This is a genomic window from Sinorhizobium terangae (genome assembly GCF_009601505.1).
GTDB lineage: Bacteria > Pseudomonadota > Alphaproteobacteria > Rhizobiales > Rhizobiaceae > Sinorhizobium > Sinorhizobium terangae.
This window is the reverse complement of the sequence record NZ_WITC01000036.1, coordinates 213,829-229,927: the sequence shown is the minus strand read 5'-3', so window position 1 is coordinate 229,927 and position 16,099 is coordinate 213,829. Positions and strand designations below refer to the sequence as shown.

18 protein-coding genes are annotated in these 16,099 nt (G+C 60.7%); 17 read left to right on the top strand and 1 reads right to left on the bottom strand.

The window, feature by feature from the left end; translation table 11 throughout:
- The 17 genes from motC (at position 1) to GHK62_RS09380 (ending at position 14,858) form a co-directional block, all read left to right on the top strand.
- Positions 1–1,305 carry a chemotaxis protein MotC gene (motC, locus tag GHK62_RS09460; protein WP_153438406.1) on the top strand — a complete coding sequence of 435 codons (1,305 nt, stop codon included), beginning with the start codon at positions 1–3 and terminating at the stop codon, positions 1,303–1,305.
- Between the two features lie 329 nt (positions 1,306–1,634).
- On the top strand, positions 1,635–2,810 hold the full coding sequence (gene fliK, locus GHK62_RS09455) for a flagellar hook-length control protein FliK (RefSeq protein WP_380784990.1): 1,176 nt from the start codon (positions 1,635–1,637) through the stop codon (positions 2,808–2,810).
- Positions 2,746–3,312 (top strand): transglycosylase SLT domain-containing protein, encoded by a 567-nt coding sequence (locus GHK62_RS09450; RefSeq protein WP_380784988.1) that lies wholly within the window; start codon positions 2,746–2,748, stop codon positions 3,310–3,312. The genes fliK and GHK62_RS09450 overlap by 65 nt, the downstream gene beginning before the upstream one ends.
- A gap of 272 nt (positions 3,313–3,584) precedes the next feature.
- On the top strand, positions 3,585–4,256 hold the full coding sequence (gene rem / locus GHK62_RS09445; RefSeq protein WP_136506072.1) for a transcriptional activator Rem: 672 nt from the start codon (positions 3,585–3,587) through the stop codon (positions 4,254–4,256).
- A gap of 87 nt (positions 4,257–4,343) precedes the next feature.
- Complete coding sequence (locus tag GHK62_RS09440) at positions 4,344–5,573, top strand: flagellar hook protein FlgE (RefSeq protein WP_153438402.1); 1,230 nt, start codon at positions 4,344–4,346, stop codon at positions 5,571–5,573.
- 24 nt (positions 5,574–5,597) lie between these two features.
- The gene (gene flgK, locus GHK62_RS09435; RefSeq protein WP_153438400.1) at positions 5,598–7,055 is read left to right on the top strand and encodes a flagellar hook-associated protein FlgK; all 1,458 of its coding nucleotides are present in this window, start codon (positions 5,598–5,600) and stop codon (positions 7,053–7,055) included.
- A 2-nt stretch (positions 7,056–7,057) separates the two neighbouring features.
- The gene (locus GHK62_RS09430) at positions 7,058–8,116 is read left to right on the top strand and encodes a flagellar hook-associated family protein (protein WP_153438398.1); all 1,059 of its coding nucleotides are present in this window, start codon (positions 7,058–7,060) and stop codon (positions 8,114–8,116) included.
- A gap of 35 nt (positions 8,117–8,151) precedes the next feature.
- Positions 8,152–8,499, top strand: coding sequence for a flagellar biosynthesis regulator FlaF (flaF, locus tag GHK62_RS09425; protein WP_153438396.1), 348 nt, complete (start codon positions 8,152–8,154; stop codon positions 8,497–8,499).
- Positions 8,496–8,945, top strand: a complete 450-nt coding sequence (flbT, locus tag GHK62_RS09420; protein WP_153438395.1) for a flagellar biosynthesis repressor FlbT — start codon at positions 8,496–8,498, stop codon at positions 8,943–8,945. The genes flaF and flbT overlap by 4 nt, the downstream gene beginning before the upstream one ends.
- Positions 8,936–9,352, top strand: coding sequence for a flagellar hook assembly protein FlgD (gene flgD, locus GHK62_RS09415; RefSeq protein WP_153438393.1), 417 nt, complete (start codon positions 8,936–8,938; stop codon positions 9,350–9,352). The genes flbT and flgD overlap by 10 nt, the downstream gene beginning before the upstream one ends.
- A 7-nt stretch (positions 9,353–9,359) precedes the next feature.
- Positions 9,360–9,626 carry a flagellar biosynthesis protein FliQ gene (gene fliQ / locus GHK62_RS09410; RefSeq protein ID WP_136506065.1) on the top strand — a complete coding sequence of 89 codons (267 nt, stop codon included), beginning with the start codon at positions 9,360–9,362 and terminating at the stop codon, positions 9,624–9,626.
- Between the two features lie 231 nt (positions 9,627–9,857).
- The gene (gene flhA, locus GHK62_RS09405; protein WP_153438391.1) at positions 9,858–11,945 is read left to right on the top strand and encodes a flagellar biosynthesis protein FlhA; all 2,088 of its coding nucleotides are present in this window, start codon (positions 9,858–9,860) and stop codon (positions 11,943–11,945) included.
- A complete protein-coding gene (gene fliR, locus GHK62_RS09400; protein ID WP_153438389.1) occupies positions 11,942–12,694 on the top strand; it encodes a flagellar biosynthetic protein FliR in 753 nt (250 codons plus the stop codon). The genes flhA and fliR overlap by 4 nt, the downstream gene beginning before the upstream one ends.
- A 2-nt stretch (positions 12,695–12,696) precedes the next feature.
- Positions 12,697–13,104, top strand: coding sequence for a hypothetical protein (locus tag GHK62_RS09395; RefSeq protein WP_184108433.1), 408 nt, complete (start codon positions 12,697–12,699; stop codon positions 13,102–13,104).
- A 96-nt stretch (positions 13,105–13,200) separates the two neighbouring features.
- The gene (locus tag GHK62_RS09390; protein WP_153438387.1) at positions 13,201–13,752 is read left to right on the top strand and encodes a rod-binding protein; all 552 of its coding nucleotides are present in this window, start codon (positions 13,201–13,203) and stop codon (positions 13,750–13,752) included.
- A 168-nt stretch (positions 13,753–13,920) separates the two neighbouring features.
- Complete coding sequence (locus tag GHK62_RS09385; RefSeq protein WP_153438385.1) at positions 13,921–14,289, top strand: hypothetical protein; 369 nt, start codon at positions 13,921–13,923, stop codon at positions 14,287–14,289.
- Positions 14,289–14,858, top strand: a complete 570-nt coding sequence (locus GHK62_RS09380; RefSeq protein WP_153438383.1) for a hypothetical protein — start codon at positions 14,289–14,291, stop codon at positions 14,856–14,858. Before GHK62_RS09385 ends, GHK62_RS09380 begins: the two co-directional genes overlap by 1 nt.
- Positions 14,859–15,007: 149 nt before the next feature.
- Here the strand turns inward: GHK62_RS09380 and GHK62_RS09375 are convergent, their stop codons facing one another.
- Positions 15,008–15,994 (bottom strand): glycosyltransferase family 2 protein, encoded by a 987-nt coding sequence (locus GHK62_RS09375; RefSeq protein ID WP_153438382.1) that lies wholly within the window; start codon positions 15,992–15,994, stop codon positions 15,008–15,010.
- Positions 15,995–16,099 lie beyond the last annotated feature (105 nt).

Below are 16,099 nucleotides of genomic sequence, written 5' to 3'. Positions count from 1 at the left end.
ATGCTGAAGCGGCTGCACGCCATCCTCCTGACGTCGGTTCTGGCCTTCCCGCTTGCCGTCGGGCTTGCCCGGGCGCGAGAGGCTGAAGAGCTCGCGCCCTTCAAGATGATAAGGTCGCTGCAATATGTTCAGGATTCGGTCGTGCTCGGCGATCATTCCGCAATCGAGATGCAGCGCTTCATGCTGGGCGCGATCGACAAGCGGCTGAGGGTCGTCGAGCAATCGGCCTTCCGCGATCCGCGCAACGTCGACGCGGCGCTGGTCTATGTCATGAGCGGCGGTAACCCTGACACACTCGACTATCTGGCCGACCGCGATATCGAAGGCAATTTCGATAGCCGGATAACGGACGCGCTGCGGCAATATCTGAGCGGCAAGGGCGCGCTCACCGTCGAGACGCTTTCGAAGGCGGCGCCGGAATACAAGAACGCCCGCATCGGCCCCTATCTTTTTCTGATCCTCGGCAACGCGACCTCGCAGCAGAACCCCCTGGCTGCGATGAAATACTATGACTGGGCCCGTCTGACTGCGCCGGGCACGATCATCGAGGAGGCGGCGCTGCGCCGTTCCGTCTTTCTTGCACTGAAGGCGAACGAACCCGACAAAGGGTTTCGTTACGCTTTAAGTTATGCGCGCCGCTACCTGACGTCGCCTTACGCAAGTCAGTTCGCGGACGTGTTCGTCGAACTCGCGGTTGCACATTTCGACGAAGCCGCCGAGCAGAAGATCTCCGAAATCCTGGCCTTCATGGATCAACCGCGCCAGCGCGAGGTCTATCTTCGCGTCGCCCGGCGTGCGGCGATCGGCGGCAACCAGGCGCTCGCGCGGCTTGCCTCGCAGCGGGCCGAAGGTCTCGCCGACGGAGGCGCTTCGCAGTCGCAGGTACTCGCGAGCTTCTACGAGGGGCTCGCCGCAGTGCCCTCTGCGGACGTGTTCGCCGCCACCGAGACCATCAATGCAATCCCTGATGAAAAGCTGTCTCCGCGCGACCGTGCGCTCCGCGATGCGGCCAAGACGGTTGCGGACGCGGTGGTGCAACTGCCGCAGGATGAAAGCTTCACACAAGCGTCAGCGCCTACACAAGACGGAATCGCCGCGGTAGAGGGCCAGCTTGTGCCCGAGGAGACGGGAAGCGGGATGAGCCCGTTCGGCGAGGCGGCTGAGGCACCGGGTCAGCCGAGGGACGGTGGCCAGACCAGCGTCGGAGCGGCCCCATCTGCGGATCCGGCGTTTGAAGGGTTCGTCACCAACGGTCGCTCGAAGATCGCTGAGATCGATGCGCTCCTGAAGGAGGAAGGACTATGAGGCCTCTCGAAGAGAACTTGCGTAGCGCAGTCCCGGCAGCAACAGGCAAGGCAGGATCGCGGCAGGGCGGAAGAGAGCAGGTCGGCGACGCGCCGCGCGCTTTCGAAGACGCCGTTGCCGACGCCGGTCGTCAGAAGGCGCAGGGACAAAGCGCCGGCCCCGGCGATGCCAAGCAGTCGACAGACGGGTCGAACGGTCCGCAGCGGTCGTCCGATGAAATCAGAGCAGCAGGCGGCCGCGAAGGTCGCGCCACGACCGGGCACAACGGGTTAGGGGATAACTGGCGCGCGGGGTCGTTGCAGGATCCCGGCAACGGTGGATCGGAAGATATGATTCCGGCAGGCAACCGAGCGCCATCCGACTCCCTCTCCGTTCGCGAGCACGCCATGAAAAGGCTCCAGCGCCTGGGCCTCGCGGGGAGGGAACGCGCGTCATTGGGCAGTCATCGGGCCGCTGGGGGCGAGAAGGACACCGATGCGCTCGCGCAAAAAATTGCTGCCCTTACACATGGGCAGGTGGTGGCGGAAGGCGCGGCCTTGGCCGAGCCGCAGGCAGGCGCCGGTGAGAAGGATGCTTCCGGTTCGGCCGAGTCCCCGAAAGGAAGCGTTGACGACTTGCTGACGATGCTCGGTACGGCCGCCGCGGTAACCGCCGCTCTGCAGCAGCCGGAAGGCAAGCCGGACCGCGTATCCGGCGAGCGCGACGTTGCGGGCAATACGGTCCGAATTAAAGGCGAAGGCGTGACCGACATTGGTCCGGATGAGGGCCTGCATGGCGAGAAGGACGTGTCCGAACCCGACCACTTGTTCCGGTTTGCACGTGCCGATGGCAAGGGTCAGGCAGTGACGATGAACATTTCGAAGGACGGAGAGAAGACGGTCGTCGATAACGGCAAGCCGGCCACCATATCCAAAGTGGAAAACGTCACTGTCCTGGAGGCGCGCCGTTATCTCGGCTTGGCCATGAACACCAACACCGCGTCGGTGGCCGGTGCGATTGCGGGCGATAGCGGATGGGCGCAGTTGATGCAATCGAGCGCAGCCTTGGCGCAATCCGACCCCTCAGGCCAAGTCGGCAAGACGCTCAACACCCTCAAGATCCAGATGCATCCGATCGAGCTCGGCACCGTGACGGCGACCTTGCGGTTGAAGGACGACGAACTGCAGGTCGATCTGAAGGTCGAGTCCGGCGAGGCGTTCCGCCAGTTGCGTGACGATCAGGGTGAGATGGTGAAAGCCTTGCGCGCGCAGGGCTTCGCGGTCGACCAGGTCAATATCGTGTTCAATGCCGGCGGTGATGCTGCTTCCGGCGGCAGTGCGCAGCAGCAGGCGCAAACCGCCCCCGGTCAGCAGGGGCGCGAGCACGCCGGCGAGGGGGGCGGGCAGGGACGCCAGAGACAGGACGGTGCGCAAGCACCCATGGCGGAAAGGTGGACGGGCAATGACGGACTGGATGATGCGCCGGTTGACGCTGAGCGCAATCGTGCTGGCTACGTCTACATGTAGCGCTTGGGCAAGCGCCGGGGTCTGCGAACGCGAGATAGTTTCAGCCGCCTCGAAATACGGCATTCCGACGGGAATTCTCTATTCCGTCGGCTTGACCGAGACCGGCCGCAAGGGATCCCTCCAGCCTTACGCGATGAACATCGAGGGCCAGGCCTATTTCGGCACCAGCGTGCAAGACGTTTTGGCACGCTTCGGTACGGCCCGCGCGCAAGGGGCCAAGCTGATCGATCTCGGCTGCATGCAGATCAACTACTACTTCCACGGCGAGAATTTCCGTTCGCCGGAGGAAATGCTTGATCCGCGCAAGAATGTCGAATATGCCGCCCGCTTCCTCTCCAATCTGCGCGCCAAGCACGAGAGCTGGACGATGGCTGTCGCGCGTTATCATGCCGGTCCGAATAACGATCCGGCGCAGAAGAAATACGTTTGCCGGGTGATCGCGAATCTCGTCGCGACCGGCTACGGCAAGTGGACGCCGAACGCCACGCAGTTCTGTCAATAATCAACCTGAGGTTGTAATTTTAGAGCCGCTGCCGCATTGTGGCGACAATGCGGGCGGATTGTGATGGCAAGTGGATTTGTTGCACGCCGTTAACTTTTCCACACGATTTTAGTGTCATGATTAACAACCACCTACTAGATATAGATCAAATCGGCACGCAATCCCTAATCAATTATTAAAATCTCCCATTAACTTCCTCTAGTTGTTCATGAATCCCTCGATTCGTACCTCTTTATCCAACGAGGCACCCATATTGATTCGGAGGCGGACGAATGATCGTGGTGGTTGATGATAGAGAGCTCGTAAAGGATGGCTACACGTCCTTGTTCGGGCGCGAAGGTATTCCCTCGACGGGGTTTGATCCGAGGGAATTCGGCGAGTGGGTAAACACGGCTGCGGACTCGGATATCGACGCGGTCGAAGCGTTTCTGATCGGGCAGGGCGACAGCGCATTCAGCCTGCCGCGCGCGATCCGTGACCGCTCCATGGCACCGGTCATCGCGATGAGCGACACACCTTCGCTCGAAAACACCCTGGCGCTGTTCGACTGCGGGGTCGACGACGTCGTGCGCAAGCCGGTGCACCCGCGCGAGATCCTCGCTCGGGTTGCCGCGATCCGCCGGCGCCTCAAGGCCATCACCAACTACACCGATATCGGCCCGATCCGCGTTTTCGCCGACGGCCGCGATCCGGAAATCAACGGCGAGGTCTTCGCCCTGCCGCGGCGCGAGCGGCGCATTCTCGAATACTTGGTCGCGAACCGCGGCCGCCGCGTGTCGAAGTCGCAGATCTTCAACGCGATCTACGGCATCTTCGACGAGGACGTCGAGGAGAACGTCGTCGAAAGCCACATCAGCAAACTGCGCAAGAAGCTGCGCAAGAAGCTCGGTTTCGACCCGATCGATTCCAAGCGTTTCCTTGGCTACTGCATCGACTGGAATTGAGTGCCGGCACCGAGCCGGGCAGCTCAAGACAGGTTCACGCAAGGCCCGGCTCCTAGTGTCGCCGCAACGAGGAATTGAGGATCCGACATGAGTCTCTACGGTACCATGAGAACCGGCGTTTCAGGTATGAACGCCCAATCGAACCGGCTCAGCACGGTCGCAGAGAACATCGCGAACGCCAATACGACCGGCTATAAGCGGGCGTCGACGGAATTCTCGTCGATGATCCTGCCGTCGAGCAACGGTGCCTACAATTCCGGCGGCGTGCAGACCCAGGTCCGTTACAGCATCTCCGAGCAGGGTGCGACGACCTACACCACGTCCGGCAGCGATCTCGCCATCGACGGCGGTGGCTTCTTCATCGTTGAAGGCGCAAACGGTCAGGAATATCTGACGCGCGCCGGCGCCTTCGTCCCGGACAAGGAAGGCAATCTCGTCAACGCCGCCGGCTTCACGCTGATGGGCTACGAGTACCAGGCTGGCGCGGATCCGACGGTTGTCGTCAACGGCTTCGACGGTCTGACTAAGGTGAATCTCAGCTCGGAAGGCTTGGTCGCGCAGGGGTCGACGAAGGGGTCGATGGGCGCCAATCTTCCTTCAGGCGCCGCCGTAGGCGATGCGTCCACCACGTCGCTCGTCGTCTATGACAGCCAGGGCAACACACGCATTCTCGATTTTGTGTACACGAAAACCGCAGCAAACAATTGGTCAGTCGAAATCCGCGATCGTGCGACCTATACCGCCGGTCCGCCGGCCACCGGTGTACTCGGCACCGCGGCCTTGGCCTTTGATGCAAGCGGGGCGCTCACAACCTCTCCGGCAACGCTCACGACCACGGCGATGACCGGTCTGCCCGGCACTGGCGCGAACCTTGCCGCGATCACCATCGACCTCACCAAGACCACCCAACTTGGCTACGCCTTCAACTCCGATGGCGGTACGATCGACGGCAACGCGCCGAGCAAGGTCGCCGGTTTCCAGATCGACTCCGACGGCATCGTCTACGTCAAGTACGAAAACGGCAAGCTCGACCCACGTTATCGCATCGCTCTTGCCAACGTGCAGAGCCCAGACAAGCTGCTGCCTGAGTCCGGCAACGTCTATTCGCAGGGCGTCGACTCCGGCGTCATCATCACCGGCTTCGCCGGTGCCGGTAACTTCGGCGAAATCCTTTCCGGGGCGCTCGAAAGCTCCAATGTCGACATCGCTGAAGAACTGACGGCGATGATCGAATCCCAGCGCAACTACACGGCTAACTCCAAGGTCTTCCAGACTGGCTCCGAACTGCTCGACGTGCTGGTCAACCTGAAACGGTAATCGAAAAGAGAGACGGTCCGCGTTATGTCGCTGTCCACCGCAATCACAATCGCGCAATCGGCTTTCAACAACACGGCGGCTCAGACGGCCATCGTATCGAAGAACGTCGCGAACGCGGGCAACGCGGATTATTCGCGCCGCATGGCGCTGCTGGGCTCGACGCCGAACGGAGCGCAGGTCGTCTCGATCTATCGGGCGCAGAACGAGGCACTGCTTAAGCAGACCATATCGAGCATCGGCCAGTCGTCCGGCCAGGCTCGTCTGCTTTCCGGTTTGGAGCTCCTGAAATCGTCACTCGGCGGCAACGACTACGAAACGTCGCCGGCGACATACCTGGCGACGTTCCGGGACAGCCTGCAGACTTTCGCGTCGACGCCCGGAAACCCCTCGATGGCCGCTTCCGCGGTGTCGGACGCTGGCGATTTGGCCAACGCGATCAGCACGACGGCGAATGCCGTTCAGAGCCTGCGCGCCGACGCCGACAAGGAGATCGCGATCGAGGTCGAGAAGCTGAACAGCCTGCTTGCCGATTTTGAAAAGGCGAACAATGCGGTGAAATCGGCGACGGCTCAGGGGCAGGACGCGAGCGAAGCCCTCGACCAACGCGACAAGATCTTGAAGCAGGTGTCTGAGATCATCGGCATCTCGACCGTGACGAGAGCCAATAACGACACGGTGATCTACACGGCAGATGGCACGGTGCTCTTCGAGACCATGCCGCGGTCCGTCACCTTTGCTCCGAAGGCAGCCTATGATGCGACGATCACCGGCAACAAGATCTATGTCGACGGTGTACCGGTTGCCGCGGGTTCCGGTGCCAACACGACGGCCGAAGGCAAGCTGGCGAGCCTGCTTCAATTGCGCGACGACGTCGCGCCAAAATTTCAGTCGCAGCTCGACGAAATTGCCCGTGGTCTGGTGACCCTCTTCCAGGAGGGCAATCCGTCCGGCGTGCCGCCGATGCCCTATGCACCCGGGCTCTTCACCTGGGCAGGCGGTACGGTCCCGCCGGCGGGCACGGTCGTTCCCGGTCTTGCGGCGACGCTTGCCGTCAATCCCTTGGCGAAAGCCAATCCGATGCTGCTGCGCGACGGTGGCTTCAACGGCGTCGTGTCCAATCCGGGCGGCGCTGCAACGCCCGATGCGGGCTACACCGCCCTGCTCGAAGGCTTCATCGATGCCATGGGTAAGGACATGGCCTTCGATCCCGCAACGGGCCTCGACGGAAGCAGCTCGATCCTCGATTTCGCGACATCGTCGATCGGCTGGCTGGAGCAGCTGCGCAGCACCGCTTCAACCGCTAGCGACAACAAATCGGCGCTTCTCGCCCGCACGCAGGAGGCGCTCAGCAAGGAAACGGGTGTCAGCATCGATGAGGAATTGTCCCTGCTGCTCGACCTGGAGCAATCCTACAAAGCATCGGCCAAGCTGGTCAGCACCGTGGACGCCATGATGGCGGCCCTTCTCGAAGCTGTGAGGTAATTATGAAGACGTCCTTCGTTTCGAACCTGGCGGTGCAAAACGCCATGCGGCTGACGATTCAGCAGCAACAGGCGGAGATGCTCAACCTTCAAAAGGAACTGACGACGGGCCGCCACGCCGATGTCGGGCTCACGCTCGGAGCAACGACCTCGCGCTCGCTCAACCTGCAACGCGAGCTGGCGCGCATGAACGCGCTGACAAGCACGAATTCGATCGTCAACCAGCGGCTCTCTGCCTCCCAGGAGGCGCTCGAGACGATGGCGAGCGCGGCACAAAAGGTCCGCGATACGCTGGTGACCTTCAAAGGCAACGATTCCGCCGACAAATTGGCTATTCAGAAGACCGAAATCGACAGCGCGCTTTCGCTGTTCACGGCAGCGGCGAATACCTCGTTCAATGGCGAGTTTCTGTTTTCCGGCATCAATTCCGACGCGAAGCCGCTCGCGGACTACAATTCGACGGTGACCTCGGCCGCCAAGACTGCGTTCAACACGGCGCTGTCGACATATATGGCCGCCCAGGTTCCGCCTCTGACGTCGATGGACCAGTTCTCTGTCACGCAGATGCAGGATTTCATCACGACGGTCGTGGAGCCGATGTATACCGGCGCCCAATGGGACGCCGATTGGTCCGATGCATCGAACCAGAATATGACGAGCCGCATCAGCACGTCCGAGGTGATCGAAAGCTCGACGAACGTCAACACGACCGGGGTCCGGATGTTCGCGATTGCAAGCGTTCTCGCCTCGGAGCTGATGGACAAGGGCGTCACTTCGGAAGTCCGCAGCGCAATCGGCGAAGCGGCCCTTGATTACGTCGAAAAGGGGATCACCGGCATCGACGCCGAGCGCAGCGCACTTGGCGTCGCCGAGGCTCGCGTGAAGAAGGCAAACGACTCGCTTGCGGCGCAGATCAAACTCGTCACCACGCATATCGGCGACATCGAAGGCATCGACGAGGAGGCGGCGTCGACGCGGATAAACCTTCTGAAAACGCAACTTGAGACATCTTACACGCTCACATCGCGGATTCAGCAGTTGAGCTTGCTCAATTTCCTCTGATCGGGAGGAACCGGACAAACATGAAGGATGTCTGAATGTATCAATTTTCGTATGCCGAGATCATGGAGGACGGCGTCGCCGATTCCAAGGATCGCGAACGGCAGGTACTCGATCGCTCGATCGCGCTCTTGGAGGCGGCGAAACAGCAGAAAGGGTATTCGAGGGAGGCAATCGAGGCGATCTATTTTACCCGGCGCGTCTGGATCCGCTTCATCGAGGATTTGCGCACGCCGGATAACCAGCTCAACGAAGAGCTGCGCGCCAATCTGATTTCGATCGCCATCTGGATCTTGAACGAGACGGAGAAGATCCGCAAACGCGAGTCTTCCAACTTCCAGGGCATCATAGACATTACCACCATCATCAGGGATGGACTGAAATGAAGAGCACACTGCGTATCTCGCTGAAATCGGGCGAAAGGATTTTTGTAAACGGCGCGGTGCTTCGCGTTGACCGCAAGGTCGCGGTCGAGTTCCTGAACGACGTCACCTTCCTGCTGGAAAACCACGTGCTGCAGCCGGAAGACGCGACGACGCCGCTGAAGCAGCTCTACTTCATTGCCCAGATGATCCTGATCAACCCGGAAGGCGCCGAACAGTCGACAGCGATGTTCCGCAAATCGATCGTCATGCTGCTCAACTGCTTCAAGAACGAAGAGGTTCTGGCCGAGCTTAAGCGCATCGACGGTCTCGTCACTCAAGGGCGCGCCTTCGAGGCGCTGAAGGCGATCCGGGCACTCTATCCGATCGAAGATCGTATTCTCAACGCGCAGGAAATCACGCCGGCAACGGTCGAGCAGATTCGCAAGGAGATTGCACCATGGCGGTAAGTGGCGTCGGCTCGACTTCGACAGGCTATACGCCGACGGTCTCGGCCACGGATTCGACGGGCGACGCGAGCGCCGCGACGCTGAACTACGAGAGTTTCCTGAAGCTGCTCGTGGCGCAGATGAAGAACCAGGATCCGACCGAGCCGATGGACGCGACGCAGCAAATTGCGCAGCTCGCGACCTTCTCGCAGGTCGAGCAGACGATCAAGACCAACAAGAATCTTGAAAGCCTGCTTCAGCGTACCTCGCTCAGCGAAGCGGACGCCGTGATCGGCAGGACCGTTACCAGCGCCGACGGCAAGACGACTGGCGTCGTCAAGGAGGTGAAACTATACTCCGATGGAATCATCGCCGTTTTGGATACGGGCAAGGAGCTTGTCATCGGTCCCGGCGTCAAAGTGAAGTGATTTCCGTATGAACGAGGCGGACGCCCTTGATATTGTGCAGGCTGCGATCTGGACGGTGATCGTGGCCTCCGGTCCCGCCGTCCTCGCCGCCATGGTGGTCGGCGTCGTCATCGCGTTCATTCAGGCCCTGACCCAAGTCCAGGAAATGACGCTGACCTTCGTGCCGAAGATCCTGGCCGTCATGATCACCGTCGCCGTTTCCGCACCCTTCGTCGGTGCGCAGATATCCATCTTCACCGACATCATCTTCTCCCGGATCCAGTCCGGATTCTAGAGCAAGGATCGCTCCGAGTTAGTCGCTGCGGCTTTGCCCCGCGCGCTTTCACTTCGAGCGCTTGGCGAAGCACCCCCCTCCGCCCTGTCGGGCATCTCCCCCACAAGGGGTATCAACATCAGCACCATTTTCTATACCACCCTCGCGCAAGCTTGGGCCTTTAGGTCTTCCGTTATAGCTTGGGCAGCGCCTGCGACCGCTGCCCGCCTCTCATGAAGAGACGGAAGAGACATGGCACAACAGGCGACGCTGACCATCCCGAAACTCGCACCCAAGAGCCGGGACATCGGCTTTGCGCTCGGGATCGTGACGATCCTGTCGGTTCTCTTCCTGCCGATCCCCCCGTTCCTGATCGACCTCGGCTTGGCGTTCTCGATCGCCTTCTCTGTGCTGATCCTGATGGTCGCGCTGTGGATCCAGCGGCCGTTGGAGTTCTCGTCCTTTCCGACCATCCTGCTGATTTCCACGATGACGCGCCTGTCGCTGAATATCGCGACGACGCGTGTCATCCTTTCGCACGGGCATGAAGGCCATGACGCTGCGGGTGGGGTCATTTCCGGCTTCGCCAGCCTCGTCATGTCCGGCGATTTCGTCATCGGTCTGATCGTCTTCCTGATCCTGATCACGGTGAACTTCATCGTCATTACCAAGGGTGCGACCCGTATCGCCGAAGTCGGCGCCCGCTTTACCCTCGACGCGATCCCCGGCAAGCAGATGTCGATCGACGCCGACCTTTCGGCCGGTCTGATCGACGAGAAGGAGGCGCAACGCCGCCGCCGCGAGCTGGAAGAGGAAAGCTCTTTCTACGGCGCCATGGACGGCGCGTCGAAATTCGTCCGCGGTGACGCGATCGCCGGCCTGATCATTACCGCGATCAACATCTTCGGCGGCATCATCATCGGCTATCTCCGCCACGACATGCCGATCGGTGAGGCGGCCGACGTTTTCGTCAAGCTCTCCGTCGGCGACGGTCTGGTCTCGCAGATCCCGGCGCTGATCGTCTCGCTCGCCGCCGGCCTGCTCGTCTCGCGAGGCGGAACCGCCGGCTCCACCGATCAGGCCGTCGTCGGCCAGCTCAGCGGTTATCCGCGGGCACTGACGGTCGCCGCCGGCCTTATCATCCTGCTTTCGGTCATGCCGGGGCTGCCCTTCCTGCCCTTTGCCGCGCTCGGCGGCGGCATGGCCTTCCTCGGCTGGCTCATTCCGAAGCAGCTCGAGGCCGCCAATGCGGAGAAGCGGGCTGAGGAGGCCATGAAGGCACAGCAGGCGACGGAGAGCGACAAGGATTCCGTCAAGTCAGTGTTGAAGACGGCGGAGATCGAACTACTGCTCGGCAAGCAGGTTTCCACGCGACTGCTCGGCGCACATCAGGAACTCGCTTTTCGCGTTGGCAAGATGCGCCGCAAATTTGCTGGCCAGTACGGCCTCGTTGTTCCGGAAATCAAGGTCTCCGACGATATCTCGATCCCGGACAAGGCCTATCATATCCGCATTCACGGCACGACGATCGCGTCCAACACGGTGCGGGTCGGCGAAGTGCTGGTCGTGACCGGCGGCGGCCGCCGACCCAGCGTGCCGGGCGACGAGATCAGGGAACCGGCCTTCGGCATGCCAGCCGTCTCCATCCTGGAGACCTTCACGGAAGACTTGAAGCGCGAGGGTTTCCATCCGATCGACAACGTCTCGGTCGTGCTGACCCATTTGAGCGAGGTCATCCGCAACAATCTTCCGCATCTCCTTTCCTACAAGGATGTGAAAGTGCTGATCGAGCGGCTCGATCCGGAATACCGAAAGCTCGCCGACGAGATCTGCACGTCGCACATGTCCTATTCGGGCCTGCAGGCGGTGTTGAAGCTGCTGCTCGCGGAGCGAGTGTCGATCCGCAACCTGCACCTAATCCTCGAAGCCGTAGCGGAGCTTGCGCCGCATGTGCGCAAGACCGAGCAGATTGTCGAGCATGTGCGCGTGCGCATGTCGCAACAGCTCTGCGGCGACCTTGCCGACAACGGCGTTCTCCGCGTTCTCCGGCTCGGCAACAAATGGGACATGGTCTTCCATCAGGCACTCAAGCGCGATGCTAAGGGCGAAATCGTCGAGTTCGACATCGATCCCCGTCACCTGGAGGAATTCAGCGAACAGGCGACCAAAGTTATCCGTGAACATCTCGATCGCGGCATGCCTTTCGTGCTGGTAAGTTCGCCCGAATCCCGCTCTTATGTGCGCATGATCATCGAACGCCTCTTCGCCACGCTGCCCGTGCTCTCCCACGTCGAGCTTGCCAAGGGCCTTGAGATCAAGATCATCGGCTCGATTTCATGATTACCGACCCGGAGGGCACGGTACTGGCGCTGTTTGCGGCCTTCTGCCGGATCGGCGCCTGCGTCATGATCATGCCGGGATTTTCAGCCGCGCGGATTCCGGTCCAGGTCCGGCTGTTCATCGCCGTGGCGATCTCGATGGCAATCCTGCCGATCATGTGGGATGACATCTACCCGCAGGTCACCGGAAAGGGCCACACTTACATCTATCTCATCACGACCGAGGCGATCGTCGGCGCCGTCATTGGCCTCGTCGCCCGTTATTATGTGCTTGGCCTCCAGTTCGCCGGCACGGCCGCGACCATGCTGATCGGATTCAGTCCGCCGCCAACGGCGGACGTGCTTGAAGATACGGCCGAAAACCAGCTCACCAGCCTCATCAGCTTCGCCGGGCTGATGATCCTGTTCATGCTGGACTTTCACCACGTGATCATCGAGGCGGTCGCGCAATCCTATCGTGTGATGCCGATCGGCAGCGGCTTTGACCCGCAAGGTGTGCTGATCACGCTCGCCAATTCGCTGGGGCAGACCTTCATGATCATGTTGAGGCTCGCGAGCCCCTTCCTGATCTATGGCCTCCTCTTCAACGTCGCGATCGGCATGGTGAACAAGCTCGCCCCGCAGATTCCCGTCTATTTCATCTCCCAGCCCTATCTCATCATGGGCGGCATGTTCCTGCTGTATCTCGGGATCGCAGCAATGCTGCGCCTCTTTGCTGACGGCTTCGCGCCGGTAATGCAGGGAGGCTAGGCGTGAAGGCGCGGTCGGAAAAGTTGAAGCGCCTGGTCGCCGTCCAGCGGCACCTCGAGCGGATGGCGGAAAGCGAGTTCACCGAGACCACGCGTCAGCGGGCCGTTCTTGCCGAAACGATCGACGTGGTCGTCGATGCAATGGGTTCGGCTCACCCGATGCATCGTGTCTTCTCGGGCCATTACGCCTCCCAGCTCGGGCGCCTGGTACAGAAGGATCAGATGCTGCTCGGCATCCAGCAGGTTCACGAGGCGCGCATGCTGAGGGAACGCGCAAAAGGCGACCGCTTCGAAGAGCACATGAAAGATGCCCGCCTCGTCGAGGACCGCGAGGCGGCCGACAATGCGATCCTCGATCTGATCGACCAGCACCTCGCTCCGCCAGCTTCCGGTAAGGTTGAAGGGCGATAGTGGGCCATCGGGTTGGCCTGCCAACGATGGGCAAGCCGGTTCGGGACATTTGCGGCCGCGCAGGATTGCGGGCGCTTCGGTTCGAGAGGATCTGACATGGCTATTTCCCCGCCCAGCGACCTTGTGATGGACGTCGTCCGTGCGGCCGATCCGGCGGAAATTCAGGAGGCTCAGGCAAGGCTCAAGGCCAATCGCGCCGCTTTCCAGGCAAGGAGCCTTGCGGAGAACGGCAACGGTTTTGCCGCGGCAGTTTCCGTTGTCGACCCCTCCGAGGGATCGACCGGACTGGGCGACATCAACAACCGCGTCGAGCAGAAGAAGATTCCCGAGACCTATCGGAAATTCGAGGCGATGGTGCTGCAGAATTTCGTGAAATCCATGCTGCCCAGCGAAAGCGAAAACGTCTACGGCAAGGGCACATCCGGCGACGTCTGGAAGAGCATGATGGCCGAGCAGATCGGCGACGTACTTGCCGCAGGCGGCGGTATCGGCATTGCCGACCGGATGGTCGGGGGCGATGCGACCGATCGGGTGAATGCTTCGGTCGACGGCAACAGCCACAACCTCGCGACGAGCATGGTCCAGGAATACGAGCGCAAGGCTCTCTCCGGCTTTTTGACCAACGATGAAAAGAAGAAGCAAGCCTAGAGCATTCGCTGTTTTTCATTGAAACAGTGAAATGCTCTAATCCTTTGAAACTACGCAATTCCGGACGGAAAACCGCTACGCACTTTTCCTGGAATTGCTCTGGAGCGGACGAGCATATCCGGCGGTTTTCGCCTGCATCGCGCTTTAGATTATTTTGGGAGTTTAGTTATGGAAGCTGTGGCATCGAATGATGTACGGATTCGCAATGTTCTCGGCCGCCTGGAAATGATCATCGACAACGAGAACAGCCGAATCGGCGTGGACCCCGATTTCGATATCAAGACGTCGAACGCACACAAGAGCCGCTGCCTCTACGAACTGACGATGCTCCATCGCGATGCCATTCCCGGCGAAATCTCGCCGGCCTTCGTTTCGCAGACGCGCCATCTGCGCAACAAGCTGCGGATCAACTCCCAGAAGGTCGAGGCGCATCTGGAGGCGGTGCGTTCCGTGGTCGATCTTCTCAAAACGGCTGCCCAGGATGCCGATGCGGACGGCATCTACACCGAAGCGCAGTTCCGCTACAGCGATTTCTGATGCTGAAGCTCGTTCTCACCGGGGTCTGGGTCTGTGCCGTTACGCTCGGATCCGTCTATTTCTCGATGCAATATGCTTCCGCGCCCGTCGTGTCGGAGGCCGACGCGGACAGACGCGCATCCGAGGAATACATACCGGGGGAAATCATCACGGTCCCGGTCATCAAGGAAGGGGGCGTGCAGGGATATTTCCTCGCCAAGCTGTCCTTCTCGGCCACCAAGGAAGGCATTGCGAAGCTGCATGCTCCGCTTCGGCAGCTCGTGACGGACGAGCTTTATGACATGCTCGTCGGCTCGAAGTTCGTCGATCTTGCCGATACCGGATCGTTCGATCTGCCGAGCTTCAAGGTCGCGGTAAAGGAGAGGCTGAACAAGAAGCTCGGCAATGAGGTGATCACCGAGGTGCTGGTGGAACAGCTCGAATATCTCACCAAGGACGATGTCGAGCGGGTCGCCAACAGCCAGAACAGGCCATATCAAAAGCCGGTTCCCGTGGTCGACAGAAACGGAAACGTCGCTGCGGACAAGATTCCCGAAGGCGCCGTGAAGGCCACTTCCAGCGGCCATTGACCGGTCCTACAGCGCCGCGCGCCTACTGCGTGATTCCTTAAATCGGAATCGATTTATGGACAAAATCATGCAGCAATTCAAAGTGCTACAGCGACCTTTGCGCGTCCGATTGGACGCGCGGCGCTGTAATCGGACTCCGATTTAAGGAATCATGCAGCGGGCGTCCGGTCTTGCGCCTCGGCGGAGCCGATCTTCGCCGTCAGCCTTCCGACAGCGACATAGAGCGGATAGAGGCTTGCAGCAGCAAGCCCGGTCTCCGCCCAAAGCTTGAGGCCTACCGGCAGAGAGGTGGCGATGAGCGCAAGGGACTTGCCGAGCGCTCTCAACCGACTGGAGAATGTCGGATCGCGCTGATGCTCCAGGAGTGCCGAGATCGCACCGTTCTCGAGACTGCGGGCGCGGATCCACGACCTCGTGGTGTGATAGAACGGAACCGTTTCCGCGACCCAGGCTTCCGTTGCCCAGGCAAACGTGAATCCCTTCGCCTTGCAGCGATCGAAGAAGTCCGCGTCGCCGACGCCGACGACGTTGAGCGTCGGATCCAGAAATGGCCGGCCCATCCCGTCGAGCGCCGGCCGGGTTACAAGGACGTTGCCTGCCGAATAGAGCATCGGTACCGGTCCGCTCTCGCTGTAAGGAGGCGTGAAAACGGGGTGTCGCTTCCACTTCTGTTCATGTGGATCCTGGAAGACGGGAAGCTGCGGCCCACCGACGATATCCGCCCCATGGGTTTCCTGGACGGCGACGAGGCAATCGAGCCATTCCGGAGCGGCAACTTCATCATCATAAATGACGGCGAGCGCGCGGAGGTTGGGATAGAGATCGAGTGCCGTCGCCCATCCGGCATTGCACGCATGAGCGTGTCCGCGGTGGCGAACGACGACAATGGCGGAATCGGACGGGTGCCCGACAAAGAAGCTTTTCGCCGCCTCGGCCCCAGCCAGCCCCTCCGCGTCGCTCTCGACGACGACCGTCGCCAAAGGCACGTCAGGCCGTTGCGAAACAATGGTTTTCAGCGTTTTGACGATGTGATCGGGCCGGCGGAAGGTCGGCACGACGACCACAAGTTCGATATCCGCCGCATCTTCCCGCTCGGTCTGGAAATAGACGGTGATGTCCTGACCGTTCGGCGTCATCTTGAGACCCGTGCGCGCAGATAGCTGGCAAGCACTACAGCAAAACTTCCTAAACAGATGTTGAATCCGGCAAACGGCTTTTGAATGAGAGCCTTAAACGCCCTT

Bases quoted from the DNA above. Each gene is read 5' to 3' on its own strand.
- motC (WP_153438406.1), top strand. From the start codon at position 1: ATGCTGAAGCGGCTGCACGCCATCCTCCTGACGTCGGTTCTGGCCTTC.
- fliK (WP_380784990.1), top strand. From the start codon at position 1,635: ATGATTCCGGCAGGCAACCGAGCGCCATCCGACTCCCTCTCCGTTCGC.
- GHK62_RS09450 (WP_380784988.1), top strand. From the start codon at position 2,746: ATGACGGACTGGATGATGCGCCGGTTGACGCTGAGCGCAATCGTGCTG.
- rem (WP_136506072.1), top strand. From the start codon at position 3,585: ATGATCGTGGTGGTTGATGATAGAGAGCTCGTAAAGGATGGCTACACG.
- GHK62_RS09440 (WP_153438402.1), top strand. From the start codon at position 4,344: ATGAGTCTCTACGGTACCATGAGAACCGGCGTTTCAGGTATGAACGCC.
- flgK (WP_153438400.1), top strand. From the start codon at position 5,598: ATGTCGCTGTCCACCGCAATCACAATCGCGCAATCGGCTTTCAACAAC.
- GHK62_RS09430 (WP_153438398.1), top strand. From the start codon at position 7,058: ATGAAGACGTCCTTCGTTTCGAACCTGGCGGTGCAAAACGCCATGCGG.
- flaF (WP_153438396.1), top strand. From the start codon at position 8,152: ATGTATCAATTTTCGTATGCCGAGATCATGGAGGACGGCGTCGCCGAT.
- flbT (WP_153438395.1), top strand. From the start codon at position 8,496: ATGAAGAGCACACTGCGTATCTCGCTGAAATCGGGCGAAAGGATTTTT.
- flgD (WP_153438393.1), top strand. From the start codon at position 8,936: ATGGCGGTAAGTGGCGTCGGCTCGACTTCGACAGGCTATACGCCGACG.
- fliQ (WP_136506065.1), top strand. From the start codon at position 9,360: ATGAACGAGGCGGACGCCCTTGATATTGTGCAGGCTGCGATCTGGACG.
- flhA (WP_153438391.1), top strand. From the start codon at position 9,858: ATGGCACAACAGGCGACGCTGACCATCCCGAAACTCGCACCCAAGAGC.
- fliR (WP_153438389.1), top strand. From the start codon at position 11,942: ATGATTACCGACCCGGAGGGCACGGTACTGGCGCTGTTTGCGGCCTTC.
- GHK62_RS09390 (WP_153438387.1), top strand. From the start codon at position 13,201: ATGGCTATTTCCCCGCCCAGCGACCTTGTGATGGACGTCGTCCGTGCG.
- GHK62_RS09385 (WP_153438385.1), top strand. From the start codon at position 13,921: ATGGAAGCTGTGGCATCGAATGATGTACGGATTCGCAATGTTCTCGGC.
- GHK62_RS09380 (WP_153438383.1), top strand. From the start codon at position 14,289: ATGCTGAAGCTCGTTCTCACCGGGGTCTGGGTCTGTGCCGTTACGCTC.
- GHK62_RS09375 (WP_153438382.1), bottom strand. From the start codon at position 15,994: ATGACGCCGAACGGTCAGGACATCACCGTCTATTTCCAGACCGAGCGG.